Annotated in this window: 15 protein-coding genes and 1 pseudogene; 5 read left to right on the plus strand and 11 right to left on the minus strand. The window is 59.6% G+C overall.

The window, feature by feature from the left end:
- Positions 1-283 precede the first annotated feature (283 nt).
- From gspF to gspG, 7 genes are all read right to left on the minus strand, one after another.
- Positions 284-1,495 (minus strand): type II secretion system inner membrane protein GspF, encoded by a 1,212-nt coding sequence (gene gspF / locus CKW14_RS16170; RefSeq protein WP_095125636.1) that lies wholly within the window; start codon positions 1,493-1,495, stop codon positions 284-286.
- Positions 1,495-2,901, minus strand: a complete 1,407-nt coding sequence (gene gspE / locus CKW14_RS16175; protein WP_095125637.1) for a type II secretion system ATPase GspE — start codon at positions 2,899-2,901, stop codon at positions 1,495-1,497. The genes gspF and gspE overlap by 1 nt, the downstream gene beginning before the upstream one ends.
- A gap of 151 nt (positions 2,902-3,052) precedes the next feature.
- Complete coding sequence (gspD, locus tag CKW14_RS16180; protein ID WP_095125638.1) at positions 3,053-5,425, minus strand: type II secretion system secretin GspD; 2,373 nt, start codon at positions 5,423-5,425, stop codon at positions 3,053-3,055.
- Positions 5,422-5,970 (minus strand): type II secretion system protein GspM, encoded by a 549-nt coding sequence (gene gspM, locus CKW14_RS16185; protein ID WP_095125639.1) that lies wholly within the window; start codon positions 5,968-5,970, stop codon positions 5,422-5,424. The genes gspD and gspM overlap by 4 nt, the downstream gene beginning before the upstream one ends.
- Positions 5,963-7,141: a type II secretion system protein GspL gene (gspL, locus tag CKW14_RS16190; RefSeq protein ID WP_095125640.1), complete on the minus strand. Its 1,179-nt coding sequence runs from the start codon at positions 7,139-7,141 to the stop codon at positions 5,963-5,965. The genes gspM and gspL overlap by 8 nt, the downstream gene beginning before the upstream one ends.
- A complete protein-coding gene (gspK, locus tag CKW14_RS16195; RefSeq protein WP_095125641.1) occupies positions 7,138-8,097 on the minus strand; it encodes a type II secretion system minor pseudopilin GspK in 960 nt (319 codons plus the stop codon). The genes gspL and gspK overlap by 4 nt, the downstream gene beginning before the upstream one ends.
- Positions 8,098-8,105: 8 nt before the next feature.
- Positions 8,106-8,564, minus strand: coding sequence for a type II secretion system major pseudopilin GspG (gspG, locus tag CKW14_RS16200; protein ID WP_095125642.1), 459 nt, complete (start codon positions 8,562-8,564; stop codon positions 8,106-8,108).
- 147 nt (positions 8,565-8,711) lie between these two features.
- On the opposite strand from gspG, the gene gspI reads away from it, so the two are divergent.
- A complete protein-coding gene (gene gspI, locus CKW14_RS16205) occupies positions 8,712-9,098 on the plus strand; it encodes a type II secretion system minor pseudopilin GspI (protein WP_095125643.1) in 387 nt (128 codons plus the stop codon).
- Between the two features lie 317 nt (positions 9,099-9,415).
- Here the strand turns inward: gspI and CKW14_RS16215 are convergent, their stop codons facing one another.
- Entirely contained in the window at positions 9,416-9,874 is a 459-nt protein-coding gene (locus tag CKW14_RS16215; protein ID WP_095125645.1) for a helix-turn-helix domain-containing protein, read from the minus strand.
- A 96-nt stretch (positions 9,875-9,970) separates the two neighbouring features.
- Between CKW14_RS16215 and CKW14_RS16220 the strand changes: the two genes are divergently transcribed.
- A complete protein-coding gene (locus tag CKW14_RS16220; protein WP_095125646.1) occupies positions 9,971-10,912 on the plus strand; it encodes an aromatic alcohol reductase in 942 nt (313 codons plus the stop codon).
- Positions 10,913-11,088: 176 nt separating this feature from the next.
- On the opposite strand, the gene CKW14_RS16225 is transcribed toward CKW14_RS16220, so the two are convergent.
- On the minus strand, positions 11,089-11,448 hold the full coding sequence (locus CKW14_RS16225; protein WP_095125647.1) for a DUF6124 family protein: 360 nt from the start codon (positions 11,446-11,448) through the stop codon (positions 11,089-11,091).
- 678 nt (positions 11,449-12,126) lie between these two features.
- Between CKW14_RS16225 and CKW14_RS16230 the strand changes: the two genes are divergently transcribed.
- The 3 genes from CKW14_RS16230 to CKW14_RS16240 are packed head-to-tail and all read left to right on the plus strand — an operon-like array spanning position 12,127 to position 13,619.
- The gene (locus tag CKW14_RS16230; RefSeq protein ID WP_095125648.1) at positions 12,127-12,624 is read left to right on the plus strand and encodes a PAAR domain-containing protein; all 498 of its coding nucleotides are present in this window, start codon (positions 12,127-12,129) and stop codon (positions 12,622-12,624) included.
- Between the two features lie 3 nt (positions 12,625-12,627).
- On the plus strand, positions 12,628-13,233 hold the full coding sequence (locus CKW14_RS16235) for a hypothetical protein (RefSeq protein ID WP_218233172.1): 606 nt from the start codon (positions 12,628-12,630) through the stop codon (positions 13,231-13,233).
- Positions 13,230-13,619: a hypothetical protein gene (locus CKW14_RS16240; protein ID WP_095125649.1), complete on the plus strand. Its 390-nt coding sequence runs from the start codon at positions 13,230-13,232 to the stop codon at positions 13,617-13,619. The genes CKW14_RS16235 and CKW14_RS16240 overlap by 4 nt, the downstream gene beginning before the upstream one ends.
- 157 nt (positions 13,620-13,776) lie before the next feature.
- Here the strand turns inward: CKW14_RS16240 and CKW14_RS16245 are convergent, their stop codons facing one another.
- Entirely contained in the window at positions 13,777-14,136 is a 360-nt protein-coding gene (locus CKW14_RS16245) for a DUF6124 family protein (protein WP_008087957.1), read from the minus strand.
- 471 nt (positions 14,137-14,607) lie between these two features.
- Positions 14,608-14,889, minus strand: a pseudogene (locus CKW14_RS30210) (hypothetical protein).
- Positions 14,890-15,026 lie beyond the last annotated feature (137 nt).

The following is a 15,026-nucleotide window of genomic DNA, read 5'->3' on the forward strand; positions in this document are numbered from 1 at the left end:
GAAAAAAGATTGGATTATTTGTTGCCCTGACTGGCCCCATCGCTGGCAAGCCAGCTCCCACAAGGAGCCATGTTGTCAATGCGATCTGCGACACAACACAAGAACCTGTGGGAGCTGGCTTGCCAGCGATGAGGCCAGGTCAGACACCCTAAAAACATCTGACACACCACTACTGGATCAACTCAGTGCTCTCAATGATCGAATGCAATTGACTTCACAACACAGAACACTGTGGGAGCGAGCCTGCTCGCGAAGGGGCCCGATCAGACACCATCAAAACCGGCTACTGGACCAGTTGGTTGATCTCAATGATCGGCAGCAACACCGCCATCACAATCACCAGCACCACCCCGCCCATCACCACAATCATCAGCGGCTCCAGCAGCGCGGTCATGCCCATCGCCCTCCGCTCGATATCACGCGACAGGGTTTGCGCTGCGCGCTCGAGCATCGGTGGCAATGAACCGGTTTTTTCACCGCTGGCGATGAGGTGAATCAGCACCGGCGGGAAGACATTTTCCACCCGCAACGCTGCTGCCAGGTTGACGCCCTCGCGCACCTTGGCCGTGGCCTCAGTGACACTCAGGCTCAGGCGATCATTGGACAATGTCTGCCGCGCCGCTTCCAGTGCACGCAAGAGCGGAACCCCGGCGCCGCCGAGAATCGCCAGCGTCGAGGCGAAACGCGCAGTGTTCAGACCCAGAATGAAACGCCCGAATAACGGCAATTTCAGCACCCGATGATGCCAACTCAAACGCGCCGCCGGATTGCGCAGGTACAGACGCCAGCTCCAGAACGCCCCGGCGATCAGCGCCGCACACAACCAGCCCCACGCACGAATGAAATCGCTGGCATTGAGCATCGCCAGGGTCAGCCCCGGCAAATCCTGCCGCGCTTGGGAAAACGCGCTGACCACCTGCGGCACCACGTAACTGAGCAGAAAAATCACAATGCCGATCGACACCAGCCCAACCACGCCCGGATAAATAAACGCGGTGAGAATCTTGCCGCGCAGGTTGTTGCGTTCTTCGATGTAGTCGGCCAGCCGCTCCATGACCTGCGCCAGATCGCCAGACTCTTCACCCGCCGCAATCAGCGCGCGATAGATCTCCGGAAAATCCCGTGGCCGCGCCGCCAGTGATTCCGCCAGTCGCATACCGCTGCGCACATCCGCGCGCACGGCACTTAGGGTGTGGGCAATGTGCTTTTTCTCGGCCTGCTCGACCGTGGCACTCAGCGCCGCTTCCAACGGCAGGCTGGCCCCGAGCAGACTCGCCAATTGCCGCGTGGCCCAGGCCAAATCGTTGTCCGAGAGTTTGGCGCTGAACAATCCACCACCGCCGTGCTGGGCAACGTTGCTTTCCTTGTGCACCGACAACGCGGTCAAACCGCGCCCGCGTAAAACGCTGAACGCCGCGCCTTGGCTGTCGGCCTCAAGGTGCCCGGATTCGATCTTGCCGGTGGCATCGGCGGCTTCAAAACGATAGCGATTCATCAGGCGTCCCGTGTCACACGGAGGATTTCTTCAGGGGCAGTGGCGCCGCTGCGGATCCAGCGTTCACCGTCCTCACGCAGGCTGAACATCCCGGCCTTGGCCGCCGAGGCGCGCAAGGCCTGCTCCCCCGCCCCTTGGTGGATCAGGGTGCGGATGTCGTCGTCGATGCAAAACAATTCGTGGATGCCGGTGCGGCCGCTGTAGCCGGTTTGATTGCACTCCGGGCAGCCGACCGGGCGCCAGGTGCCGGGCGCGGTGGGGTCTTCTTCCTTGCATTGATTGCACAACCGCCTCACCAGTCGCTGCGCCAAAACCCCGAGCATTGACGACGCCAGCAGAAACGGCTCGACGCCCATGTCGATCAAGCGGTTGACCGCCGACACTGCGTCATTGGTGTGCAAGGTCGCCAGCACCAAATGTCCGGTCAGCGAGGCCTGCACGGCGATTTGCGCGGTTTCGAGATCGCGGATTTCGCCGATCATGATGATGTCCGGGTCTTGCCGCAGGATTGCTCGCAGCGCCAACGCAAAAGTCATGTCGATCTTGGCGTTGACCTGAATCTGGCTGATCCCCGGCAAGTCGTATTCCACCGGGTCTTCCACGGTGAGGATGTTGCTGGTACTCGCATCGAGCCGTGCCAGTGCCGCGTAGAGGCTGGTGGTTTTGCCGCTGCCGGTTGGCCCGGTGACCAAAACGATGCCGTGAGGCTGACGGATCAGGTGATCGAGTTTGGCCAATACCTGCGCGTCCATGCCGAGGGTTTCCAGATGCAGGCGCCCGGCCTGTTTGTCGAGCAAGCGCATCACCACCCGTTCGCCATGGCCGGTCGGCACGGTTGAAACACGAATATCGATCGGTCGACCGGCCACGCGTAGGGCAATGCGACCGTCCTGCGGCAGGCGTTTTTCGGCGATGTCGAGCTGGGCCATGATCTTGATCCGCGACACCAGCGCACCGTGCAGAGCCTTGCGCGGAGAGACCACGTCACGCAGCGTGCCGTCGACGCGGTAGCGCACCACCGAATGGGTTTCGAACGGTTCGATATGAATGTCGCTGGCCTCGTCGCGCGCCGCTTGCGTGAGTAAGGCATTGATCATGCGAATCACCGGCGCGCCGTCCTGAGTGTCGAGCAGGTCGGTGATTTCCGGCATGTCTTGCATCAGGCGGTCGAGGTCGACTTCGTTTTCCGCCGCACCGACCACTGCCGCCGCGCTGCCCGTGTCGGCATAAGCGCTGGCAAGCAAGCCATCCAGCTCATCATCGCGCACCCGCTGAATCGTGGTCGCGCCAAACTGACGCCGCGCCTCGCTGATCGACCAGCCCGGCGTCGACGGGCACACGGTCAACACGCCATCGCACAACAAAATCCGCTGCGCCTTGGCCCAGGCGTAAGGCAACACACTCATCTCATGCCCTCCCCAATCCCTGTAGGAGCTGCCGAAGGCTGCGATCTTTTGATCTTTGGTCGTTTGGATCCGTCGAAGAGCAAGATCAAAAGATCGCAGCCTTCGGCAGCTCCTACAGGTCCGTTTTCCAGATCAAGGGGCGATGGCGGAGTCATTGGATGGGCACCGCTTTGATAGTGGCGCGCGGACCCGCCCCAGGTAACACCGCCGGCACACCCTGCGCCGCCGTCGGTAACTGCGGCGCTTGCATGTCTGGCATCGCCCAGCTGCGCTCCGGCTGCAAACCACCTTGTGCGCGGCGCATGAAGTCATAGCGATTGAGGGTGATGCTGCGCCCCGCTTCGCTATCACGAATGATGTACGGACGCAGAAACACCATCAGGTTGGTCTTGGTGATCGCTCGGCGTTCGTTGCGAAACAGCGCGCCGATCCCCGGAATGTCGCCCAGCCACGGTACCGAGTCATTGCTCTGGCTGTAGCCGTCCTGCAGCAAACCGCCGAGCACCATGATCTGCCCGTCATCAAGCAGAATGCTGGTGTCGATCGCGCGTTTGTTGGTGACAATCCCCGCCGAATTGGCACTGGCCGAAGCCCGCTCATCAATGCTGCTGACTTCCTGATAGATATCAAGCTTGACCGTGCCGCCCTCGGAAATCTGCGGGCGCACATTGAGCTTCAAACCCACTTCTTCACGGGTCACGGTCTGGAACGGGTTATTGCTGGTGCCGCCACCGCCAGTGACGTAACTGCCGCTGACAAACGGGATGGTCTGCCCCACAAAAATGCTTGCCGCTTCGTTGTCGAGGGTCAGCAGGTTCGGCGTCGACAGCACGTTGGTGCCACCCTTACTTTTCAAGGCCCGGGCCAGCACCTTCAGGTCGAGAATCTTGCCGATGCCGGGGATGTCGACAGTGCCGTTGACGTAACCCAGGTTCAAACCCTGCGGCAGTACGTCGATGCTGGTTTTGCCGCTGACGTTGATCCCCGAGCCACCCAGATTCGCGCCACCGATCACGCCATTGCCACCGAGGTTGCCGGTCTGCCACTGCACGCCGAACTCACTGGCATCGTCCTCGCCGACTTCGACGATCAGGCTTTCGATCACCACTTGCGCGCGGCGCTGGTCGAGCAGATCAATCACCTCGCGCAGGTTGCGATACAACGGCTCCGGCGCGGAAATCAGCAAAGTGTTGGTGGTGGCGTCAGCCTGAATGGTCACGCCGCCGGCACTGAAGGCGACGTTCTGTTCGCTGTTCTGCGTACCGCCGCTGCCGGTTGCGCTGCCACTGCTGCCCTGCGCGTAACTGCCACCCGTGCTGCCGCTGCTGTTGGTGGTCGAGGTGCTGCCGCTGGTTTGCGTGCCGCTCTGGCCATTCTGCCCAGCGCTGCCGCCGGTACTTGCGCCCATGGCACTGAGCACCGAGCGCGCACTGTCGCTGGTGCCGCTGTCGCTCTCACCGGTGAGCAAACCGCGCAGCGCCTGCGCCAGTTTCGCTGCTTGCGCGTTACGCAGATAAACCACATGCAGATTGCTCGGATTACTCTGCGCGTTATCCAGTTTGTAGATCAGGTTACGCGCCAGTTCCGTGCGCTCCGGGCTGCCGGCGCGAATGATGATGGTGTTGGAACGCGGGTCACCGATCACGGCGATTTTCTGCGTCGGATCATTGCCCGGTGCATCGAGCAAATCAGCCACCATCGGCGCGATGTCAGCGGCAATGCCGTTCTGGATCTGCACCACATCGGTGTCGATCGCGCTCGGCGAATCAATGCTCGCAATCAACTGCGCAACGCGGGTCAGGTTCTCAGCGTAATCGGTGATGACGATGGTGTTATTGCCCGGATAGGCATTGATCGGGTTGTTCGGCGAAACGATCGGGCGCAGCACCGGAATCAGGTTCACCGCGTTTTCGTATTGCAGACGAAATGTGCGCGTGAGCATGCCGTTGCCCGCCGGTTTGTCGGCGCTGTAAATCGGCCCGCCAAGCAACTTCGCATCCGCCTCCGGCACCACCTGCGCCACACCGCCAACATCGACCACGCTAAAACCCTGCATGCGCAACGCCGCCAGCAACATGTCGTAAGCCTGCCGCGCCGGCACCTGACCTTCCGAGACCAGCGTCAACGTGCCCTTCACCCGAGGATCGACCAGAAACTGCTGCCCAGTCGAACGCGACAACGCCCGCACCACCGCTTGAATATCCGCGTCGACAAAATTCAGCGTTACCGGTTGATCACCCAGAGGATTACTCGGCAAGGCAATGCCCGACGGTGCCGCGCCGCTGCGCGCACGCTGGGTGATGTTGTGCAATTGCTTCGGCACGGGTCGCGCCTGAGCCTGCGCGCGCTCGCGATCGAGCACCGCGTCGCCGCTGCGCTGGGTGTTGGCCAGCGGCCGGCCCAGCTCGCTGTCGACCAGCAACGGCGGCTGATTCTGCGGTGTGGTGGTGTTGCTGCACGCGCTCAACGCCATCAGCAGCATCGGCAACGCCAGACGTGCCGGTTTGGATCCTGACCCCTTCATGAAGCTTCCTTAGCGCCCAGCGCCTGATCCATGCGAACGGTGCCTGACAAAGTGCCGGCGGTGACTTCGGTCGAGGGGTTGTCTGCGCGTTGCAAACGGGCCTCGACCACTTGCAGAGAATGTTGTGCCGGGTTGCTCAACAGCCAGTCGAGCACGGCGTCGGCCGTTGCCGCGTCGAAGGTCAACTGCCAAGCGCCCGCCTCCCCGGCTTGCAACTGATAGTGCCCGGCGAGGCCGCTGGCCTGCAGAGTCTGCTCCAGCGACTGCGCCACGCTTTGCCCGGCGGGACGCACGCTGACTTCACGCAGCAATACTTCCAGCGCTTCAGTCTGAGCGCGCAGCTTTGGCGTCTCGGCTTCCCAATAAGCGATTTTCTTCAGCGGTGGCTGGATCAGCGCAACCCACAGCAGCAGGCCCACCAGCGCTACAGCCATACCGCCAACCATGCGTTTTTCGCGCAGCGCCAACGGCTGCCAACGGGCCTGCACCTGAGCGTTAAAGCGTTGCCACTTGGCGCGATAGAGCGCGAGCGAGGCCTTATTCATCTTCTTCTGCTCCGCCGTTGTCATCGCTGTCGCTTGGGCTGGCTTCAGTGGCCGGACGCAAGGTCCAGCCCTCGTCATCCGCCGTAACGCTGATACCGGCCTGGGCCAAGGTACTTTGCCACTCCTGATCATTGCCGCCGCGACGGGCTTCACTCAGCAGACTCAGTTGCAAGACGCCGTCGATAAACGTCAGCCGCTCGACACTGCCGGCCATCGACGGCATGCCACTACCGGCCTGCAACACCAAACGATTGAAGGTCTGCGCCGGATCATCCGCCGCGCCCTTCTGCCGCGCCGCCAATTGCTGGCGAGCCTGTTGCAACGGGTTGAGAATCACCGGCAACTCGGGAAACGCCTGCTTTACCCGCAGGTTCATCTGGGTTTTCAACTGCTGGCCCTGCCCGGCCTCGCGAGCGGCGTAAAGGTTCAAACCGATCACCCAAATGGCCACGGCCAACGCTGACAGGGCGATCGCCCTGCCCCAGCCGCGATGCTCGGTTTGTTGTTGCTGGACCGCGCCATGCAGCCCCCAACCCGGAAGCGGCCCGGTCCAGCGCTGCACACCCGCCATCGGCAGTTCAGCACCCGGCGGCGGTTGCTCACCGATCCAATGCAAAGTGACGCCCGGTTCCCACACGACACCGTCGAAACCGTCATCGAACAACGGCTGCACCCGCGCCGCTTGCACGCTATCGCGCAGCAACAAATGCCCGTCCTGCACGCAAGCGACGGTGCCGGGCAGCACCGGCAAACTGTAGGGTGCCGGGTAGAGACCGCGCAGGTTCAGCCCAGCGCTTTTGAGCAACTGGCCAAAACCCAACAACTGTTGCCGAGGCGCCCAAGCAATCTGCACCTGCCCGGCCTCGTCCCGCGAGCTGTGCGCGATGTGCATCGCGCTGCTGTCGCCGAGCATCAAGGCCTGCGCCGCACACTGCACCGCCGCGACAATCTTGCTGGCCGGCAACGGCGGCAAATCGAGACTCGCCAACAGGCTGTCAGCCGGGTGCAGAAAACACACCAGCGGCGGCAGTTTCGCCTGCTTGCTCAACTGGCTCAGACTGTGGCGTTCTTCCCGCGTGACCTGACCCTGCCGATCCAGCCAGGCGCAGTGCAATTGACTGTGTAGATCCAGTTCCGCCAAAGGCGGCAACGCCACTTTCAACTGGCTCATACGCCCACCCGCGACCAGATCACCTGCGGTAAGCGGTCCTGACTGCGATGCAACAACGCCTCAAGACTGACCCGCCGCTGATCACGCCGCGCCTCACCGCGCAGGCGAAACCAGTCACTGGTAATGCCGACCTTGACGCTGGTCAGTTCCAATTGCGGCATGCGCAAGCGGTTAACAAAATCACCACGGTTGATAAACCAACGCCCGGCATCGCGCTCGGCGATCAGCGCATTGGCACGCTCCAGCGACAGCCCCGGTACATAAGCCGCTAAAACCGGCGCGGTGGCCGTGTTGCCATTGAGCCAGGTCGTCGCGGGGATCACCGTCAGGTACGGCGCCAGTTTGCCCATCACCGCCTCATTCACGCCGTCGACACTGCGCAAATCATCGATGCTGCGCAGCATCGGCAACGTCGGTTTTTGCGGTTTGTGTGAAGCGTTGGGCGAGGTCGCGCGGCCACTGTCGAAACCGCTTTTCGGCGCCTCGGCTATCTGCGGATTCAGCAGTCGCGGATAAGAGGCAATCACCCGCTGACTGATGCGCTGACTCAAACCGGCGCTGACCCCGATCAACTCGCACAAGCGCTGAAAAGCCGCGACCTGCGCCTCATCGACCCGCTCGTTGGCCACCAGATTGCGCAAGTTGAACTTGCCCTGCTCATCCTCCAGCCGCCCTTCAAAACCTTGCGCGGAGAGCCGCTGCGCCCACGGCTGATCGAGCCGGGTCAACGGATCGCGCTGACGTGCGTCCCACAACAATTGACGGCTGATCTCCAACCCGCCCTGCACCAGCCAACGCCCCTGCACACGCTGCTGATCCGCCTCCAGCGCACGGGTCGACACGCTCTGGCGCGTCAACATGCCCGCCGCAATCACCGCCACCACGGCCGCAATCAATAACGCGCTGATAATCGCCATGCCCTGTTGCTTCGCCCCCTCAGGCGAGCGGCTGTTCATGGCCGGCCTTACAACTGCCAGGAACCGATATCGGCATTCACGCCGTCGCCGTCAGGCTGACCGTCGGCACCGAGGGAAAAGATGTCGATCTCGCCATTGGCGCCAGGGTTGAGGTATTGATAAGGCCGCCCCCACGGATCGTTCGGCAAACGCTCTAGGTACGAGCGCCAATTGCTGTTCTTCGCATCCGCCGGCCTCTCCACCAACACCTTCAGCCCCTGATTCATGCTCGGGTAAGTGCCGTGATCGAGGCGATACAACTTCAACGCCTGCATCAACCCACCAATATCCTGCTTCGCCGCCGTCGCCCGCGCCTGATCCGGCCGGTCGAGCACCTTGGGCACCACCATCGCCGCCAAAATCCCCAAAATCACCACGACCACCATGATCTCGATCAGGGTAAAACCATGCTGCCCACGCGGCGTGCGCAACGGTTGCTGAAGCGATTTGAAAGGTGCGATATCCATCTCGACATACCCTGGCTTGATTCGATTCGACGCGCAGTGTTGCAAGAAGATATGTCAGTGATGTTGAAAATCCTCGGGTGTTTTCGTCGTCAAGCCGTCAAGGACGCGGGTTAGCGTCGAGGGCTGGGTTTTGGCTTTGGGCGGTTTATGCGTGCGCGTTCGCGGGAAGAGGGTTTCACGTTGATTGAGGTGCTGGTAGCGCTGGCGATTATTGCCGTGGCGATGTCGGCGGCTGTGCGCGTGGCGGGGTTGATGACGCAGAGTAGCGGGGTTTTGCGGGATCGCTCGGTGGCGATGATTGCGGCGCAGAGTCGGATGGCGGAGTTGCGGTTGGAAGGCAGGTTGCCGATGGGTATGAAAGCGCTGGATTGCGATCAGGGGCGGTTGTTGTTGCGGTGTGAGCAGGTGATCAGCGCAGCCGAAAACGGCCGCTTACTCAAGATTGGCATTCAGGTATTTGACCGCAACCAGGATGCTCCACCGTTGGCCAGGTTGGAGACTTTAATGTCCCGAACCGAAAGCCCCTCACCCTAGCCCTCTCCCAGAGGTAGAGGGGACCGATTCGGGGATATTCGAGAGCTACACCGACTTGAAAGCCATGCACTGAATCCAAAATGGCCAAGCTCAAAAAGCCAAATCGAAGGTCCTTAACCAAAACCATAATCGCCAAAGCCTTTCACCAAACCCATAATCACCAAAATCTTCCAGGTCGACGTACCCCGCAAGACACCTCGGTCGGCCCCCTCTCCCTCCGGGAGAGGGCTGGGGTGAGGGCCGCTTCTAATCGCAAGCCCCAAACCCGGCAACAGATTCGCCACGTTCTGCGCAATGGCCTGAACCAAAGCAACCAATCAATCAGACCCATCCAAATCAACCAGCCCCACCACCGGAACCTGCCACGCAGGTTTTTTCCCACTCTGACCATCAAACACCCGGCGCGCCTCGCGAAAATCATCCACGTGCTCCACAACCCAAGTCCAAATCGGCGACATACGAACCAACAGCTCCATACCCAACGCCGTCAGCTCGTACTCGACATGGGGCGGCACTTGATCCAACTCCCGCCGTATCAGCAGACCATCGCGTTCCAGTGCACGCAGCGTCTTGGTCAACATGCGCTGAGTCACGCCCGTCATCTGCCGTTTGATCTCGGCATGACGCATCGTGCCGTACACACCCAGGGCATGCAGGATACCCAGTGACCAGCGGCTACCGGCGTGAGCCAGGACTTCGCGCCGCACGCCATCATCGTCTCGTCTTAGCGTCTGGCAGATCGCTTCTGCCTGGCTAAGGGTTTCCTCATCGGTCATATGTCCCCCTGGTATCACGCGTGTGCCTTCTTCTGAGCGCTGCGCAATCGTGCCAGCATCGCAAAATCATACAGACGACAGATCTCAGGAGACATCATGACCGCATCGCCCCCCCCTTCCCCACAATCCATTCTCGTACTCGGCGCCGGCGAACTCGGCCTGCCGGTGCTGCGCAATCTTGCGCGGGTAGCAAAACGCTCGCCCGGCAGCACCATCAGCGTCCTGCTCAGGGATTCGACCATCAACACACAAGTCCCTGAGAAAAAGCGGGAAATCGATGAACTGCGCAGTCTGGGCATCCAGCTAGTCGCTGCAGACCTGGTTAACGATTCCATCGATCAACTGGCCGAAGTGTTCGCAGCATTCGATACCGTCATAGGCTGCGCCGGCATGGTCGCGGGCCGTGAAACGCCGATGAAACTGGCGACAGCAGCGCTCAGGTCCGGCGTGAAGCGCTACTTCCCCTGGCAGTTTGGCGTAGATTTCGAAGTAATTGGCCGGGGCAGTCCGCAGGATTTGTTCGATGCGCAACTCGACGTGCGCGAGTTGCTCCGCGCTCAGGACAAAACCGAATGGGTGATCATCTCGACCGGCATGTTCACCAGTTTTCTGTTCGAGCCGGTATTCGAAGTCGTCGACTTTGAGAACCACACCGTCAACGCCTTGGGCAGCCTGGAAACCAGCGTGACGCTCACGACACCGGAGGACATCGGCAAGCTGACAGCAGACGTCGTTTTCCTCGAACCGCGATTTCGCAATGAGATCGTGTACCTGTCTGGCGACACGGTGACCTATGGGCAAGTGGCGAGCCTGCTTGAGCGTGTGCTGGGGCGGCCGTTCAAGCGTAACGTCTGGACGGTTCCGTACCTGATGCAGGAACTGGAAAAAGACCCCACTCACCACATCAAAAAATACCGCGCCGTATTTGCCCAAGGCAGAGGCGTGTCGTGGCCTAAAGCGGGGACTTTCAACGAACAGCAGTCGATTCAGGTCACTACGGCGGAACAGTGGGCTCGAGACAACCTGGCAGTCGATTGACGCAAAGAAAGCCCCACAACCGCAGGTACAGAAACGCGTAGGTCTCTCGATATTTATCGCGGCTGAAGAGCCAGCCCGCTCCCACCTTGGAACACGCTCAAAGGTGAGAGCGAGCCTGCTCGCGAAGGCGCCAGAATGAACACCCGATCAATCACCAGGTGATCCCGGCACCCGCATCACTCCGGCAATTGCAAATTATCCAGCGCCCGATTCACCGCCAACTCCCCGAGCATGATCAACTGCGCAATCCCCGCCAGCGCATGGCGCTGCGATGCCGGCAACAGGCTGGAGACGTTCTGGGCGATGGTTTTGGCCGAAGCAAGTGTTGCACTGGCATCGACCAGCAGTTCTTCGGTTTTGTTGTCCGCCGTCACGGCGTACATCCCACGGTTTTTACGTGGAGGCGGCGTGGAACCGGGTGGACAGAGGTAATGGTCGAGCGCGCGGTCGGCGGCTTCGTGGAGTTTTTTGGAATCGATGGATTCGTAGGGGGAAACCGAGGCGGTTTCGGGCGGGTTGGGTGTTTGTTTGATCATGGTGAAGCTCCTTGATGACTGGAGCCGCCACCGTTCGCGGTCAAACAAACTGGGTGGCAGCTGTACGCGGGTTGACCGACCGGACATCAAGGACTCCGGCACACCCGAAGGTGTCCCACGTACAGCCACCGCGACATGATTTCAGACAATGCCTGAACACGTGCAGAACGCTGGCGCGCCTTGATGTTGGGCGGACGGTCAAATCCGATCGCTGATTCGTCAGCGACCGCACCACAATAGAATCCGCCCCAAAAGCGCACAAGCCGGCGGATTCTGGCGTAGCTGTAGGCAATGGCGCAAGGATGTGTAGCCTGGGAGAGTGTTTGGAGATGTCTTTTTAAACGTTGGTGTTTATCGAGCCTCATCGCATCCCGATTTCTAAAATCGATCCCGTCACGTGTTGCTAGAGATCACCCGAGCTTGCCCCCGCATTGCGACCGCCCCCTACAGTCAACCAATAATTTGTAAGTAAATATTGAGCGCGCCGCCTGCCTCGGGCATGCTGCGCGCAGCACATTTACATGGACAGTAAAACTTTATGCGCCCCTCCCAGGACATGCCCATTCTTCTCGCGTACACGCTGGTCACCCCCGCATTATTTTGGCAGCCGATATCCCCCGCCCCCATATCGACTCCATTCCGGTCAAGGAAAACTGAAACTTTGAAAAGGAACATTTCATGAGTGGCAAACCTGCTGCGCGAGTGACAGATCCAACCAATTGCCCGCTCCCCGGGCATGGCACAAACCCTATTGTCAGCGGCTCGCCCAATGTAAATTTCGACGGCCTTGCCGCCGCTCGAATGACCGACAAATCCGCCTGCGGTAGCCCAATCACGGGCGCCGTCAGCGCTACGGTTTTCATCAATGGGCTGAACGCTGCGACCAAAGACAGTACCGGTGGCCACGGCAACGTGGTTATCGGTGGATCCGGCACGGTCATTATCGGCGACACCGTCGTTTCAGCGCCTTTCAGCGGTCTGCTGCCGATGCCGGTGCATTTCAGTGACAAGTTCAGACTGGTTGACCAGGAGTCGGGCAAACCGTTAGCCAATTTTGAATACGCCATTCAACGCGCTGACGGCAGTATGGAACACGGCGTAAGTGATCCGATGGGCTACACGCACGTAGTGAGTTCGCACCTGCCTGAAACCATCAAGCTGTTTCTTGAGGACTAAGGCATGGCTGAGGTGATTAGCAAGAGTGGCAGAAAAATGTCTCCGGTCGCCACGCGAGAAGTGACGGCCGTCAAAGACACCACCCCAAAAACTGTAGCGCTGGACGCTAAAAAACAGATAAGACGGGCGGAGAATGAGGAGTATTTGAAGGATCCGAACGTGAAGGCCTTTTTGGCTGCCATTGCCAAAGCCGAAGGCGGTGACTACCACGCGAAATATGGATATGGCTGGGCAAAGGGCTTTCAGACAGGAAAATGGACGTTCACTGATGAATCGACCCATCCGGGCGCCGGCTTCGGCGGATCCACAACGGCATCGGGCTTGTATCAAATAACCATTGCCACTTGGCGCGAGTATGGCGGAAAGATGGGGCTGACCGACTTTACGCCTCATACGCAAGACCTTATCGCGGTCGACATGCTGCGCACCCTGGGTGTGATCGACAAGATCAAGGCCGGCGACATTCCAGGCGCGATGCCGAAAGCAGCAACAAGGTGGGCGGCACTTCCCGAAGGGCCCGGCAAAAAGAATCACTATCCCCCGCAACATTACGTCGAGTATCCAGAGTTTTTGTCGAGCTACAAATCGGCTGGAGGAACAACCAAATGAAGGCTTCACCCCTCGTACTCGTCGCACTTTATTACATGGGTATCAGCGCAGCATTTGCCGATGGCTCACAGGCAACAAACGACAATCGCGGGCCAGCAGGCATCGTCGTCGGTGAGCGTTTGGCTGCGGCCAAGTCCAAGCTCGTCAAACAAGGATGGAAGCCGACGCGGATGCATACCAACGACGGCTATGAGTACAGCGGCGTGGAGAAGGAGCTGGCTGCACGCAAGTTCTTCGAACTGGATACCTGCTCGTTTGATAGCTCGCGTTGCATCTTGTACTACGCGAAGAAAGGAACTTGCCTACGCGTCGATACCATCGGTGAACAATTCAATGACATGGCCGTGACGCGATGGACCCACGAATGTCCCGAGGCGCCCCAATAACCACCCGAAGACTACGCGGTAATAATCGACTGCTCCCACAGGTTTCAGCGTCGTACACAGCATCTGCAATCAGCACAAAACCCTGTGGGAGCGAGCTTGCTCGCGAAAGCGCCAGAATGGACACCCGATCAATCACCAGGTGATCCCGACACCCGCCTCACTCCGGCAATTGCAAATTGTCCAAAGCCCGATTCACCGCCAACTCCCCCAGCATGATCAACTGCGCAATCCCCGCCAGCGCATGGCGCTGCGATGCCGGCAACAGGCTGGAGACGTTCTGGGCGATGGTTTTGGCCGAAGCGAGTGTTGCACTGGCATCGACCAGCAGTTCTTCGGTTTTGTTGTCCGCCGTCACGGCGTACATCCCACGGTTTTTACGTGGCGGCGGCGTGGAACCGGGCGGACAGAGATAATGGTCGAGCGCGCGGTCGGCGGCTTCGTGGAGTTTTTTGGAATCGATGGATTCGTAAGGGGAAACCGAGGCGGTTTCGGGCGGGTTGGGTGTTGGTTTGATCATGGTGAAGCTCCATATTTATACCTGGTGGAACCAACAACACCTGTCGCTAAACAAGTAAGGGTGGCAGCTGTACGCGGGTTAGCGAACCGAGAGGTATAAGACCCGGCAGACCCGAAGGTCTCCCACGCACAGCCACCATATCGTCGTCGCAAGCGTCTGCGACAAACTGGAGCGTCGGTGTACTTATACCTGGTCAGGTCGCTAAACCCGGTCGCTGGGTTGCCAGCGACCCATAGACGATATAGACCAGGTACAAAGCCCACAAGCCGGCGGATTCTGGCGTAGCTGTAGGCAAAGGCGCAAGGATATGTAGCCTGAGAGAGTGTCTGGAGATGTCTTTTTAAACATTGGCGTTTATCTAGACCTCATTCCGTCTCGGCACCACGACAGATCCGTCCCATGCCCCAACAGACGAAAGAAAATGGCCGAGATTGCCAGTCGTAACTGACAACCTCGGCCATATAAATAGTGCTATTTCTTCCAGCACATATCGACGTCATCCTGAGTGCTCAGGTCTGTATCGACGCCCAACCGGAACCTACAGTAATCAATAATCCACCCCCGCTCCTCCGTCGTCAGACGCTCTACCTTCCTGATCTCGCCGTCGTTGGCGTGGATGTTGTAGAACTTCATCTGAAACGTGGGTGCTTCTTGATGAAAACAATGGTTTCGATGTCGCCATCCTCAACGGCGTTCTAGGACGTAGAGCATGGTCTCGACGGCGAGGGTTGCTGCGACTAAGAGCTTTTTCATCGTGGTACCAGAGGTGAAAGCAAACGGAATTTGGCTTTGATGTATCTGGCCAGCCTGGGACTTAGCATGGCCGGTGCTAGTTATGCCTATGCGATGAGCTAAGTAAATGGCCATGTGCTACTTTTTCAATGCCTATC

It is taken from the genome of Pseudomonas sp. Irchel s3a12, assembly GCF_900187485.1.
In the GTDB taxonomy this organism is placed as follows: Bacteria; Pseudomonadota; Gammaproteobacteria; order Pseudomonadales; family Pseudomonadaceae; genus Aquipseudomonas; species Aquipseudomonas neuropathica.

Excerpts from the sequence above, each read along its gene's own strand:
- CKW14_RS16245 (WP_008087957.1), bottom strand. The coding sequence starts at position 14,136 with ATGATCAAACCAACACCCAACCCGCCCGAAACCGCCTCGGTTTCCCCT.
- CKW14_RS16215 (WP_095125645.1), bottom strand. The coding sequence starts at position 9,874 with ATGACCGATGAGGAAACCCTTAGCCAGGCAGAAGCGATCTGCCAGACG.
- gspD (WP_095125638.1), bottom strand. The coding sequence starts at position 5,425 with ATGAAGGGGTCAGGATCCAAACCGGCACGTCTGGCGTTGCCGATGCTG.
- gspM (WP_095125639.1), bottom strand. The coding sequence starts at position 5,970 with ATGAATAAGGCCTCGCTCGCGCTCTATCGCGCCAAGTGGCAACGCTTT.
- CKW14_RS16235 (WP_218233172.1), top strand. The coding sequence starts at position 12,628 with ATGGCTGAGGTGATTAGCAAGAGTGGCAGAAAAATGTCTCCGGTCGCC.
- CKW14_RS16240 (WP_095125649.1), top strand. The coding sequence starts at position 13,230 with ATGAAGGCTTCACCCCTCGTACTCGTCGCACTTTATTACATGGGTATC.
- CKW14_RS16230 (WP_095125648.1), top strand. The coding sequence starts at position 12,127 with ATGAGTGGCAAACCTGCTGCGCGAGTGACAGATCCAACCAATTGCCCG.
- gspL (WP_095125640.1), bottom strand. The coding sequence starts at position 7,141 with ATGAGCCAGTTGAAAGTGGCGTTGCCGCCTTTGGCGGAACTGGATCTA.
- gspG (WP_095125642.1), bottom strand. The coding sequence starts at position 8,564 with ATGGATATCGCACCTTTCAAATCGCTTCAGCAACCGTTGCGCACGCCG.
- CKW14_RS16225 (WP_095125647.1), bottom strand. The coding sequence starts at position 11,448 with ATGATCAAACAAACACCCAACCCGCCCGAAACCGCCTCGGTTTCCCCC.
- CKW14_RS16220 (WP_095125646.1), top strand. The coding sequence starts at position 9,971 with ATGACCGCATCGCCCCCCCCTTCCCCACAATCCATTCTCGTACTCGGC.
- gspK (WP_095125641.1), bottom strand. The coding sequence starts at position 8,097 with ATGAACAGCCGCTCGCCTGAGGGGGCGAAGCAACAGGGCATGGCGATT.
- gspF (WP_095125636.1), bottom strand. The coding sequence starts at position 1,495 with ATGAATCGCTATCGTTTTGAAGCCGCCGATGCCACCGGCAAGATCGAA.
- gspE (WP_095125637.1), bottom strand. The coding sequence starts at position 2,901 with ATGAGTGTGTTGCCTTACGCCTGGGCCAAGGCGCAGCGGATTTTGTTG.
- gspI (WP_095125643.1), top strand. The coding sequence starts at position 8,712 with ATGCGTGCGCGTTCGCGGGAAGAGGGTTTCACGTTGATTGAGGTGCTG.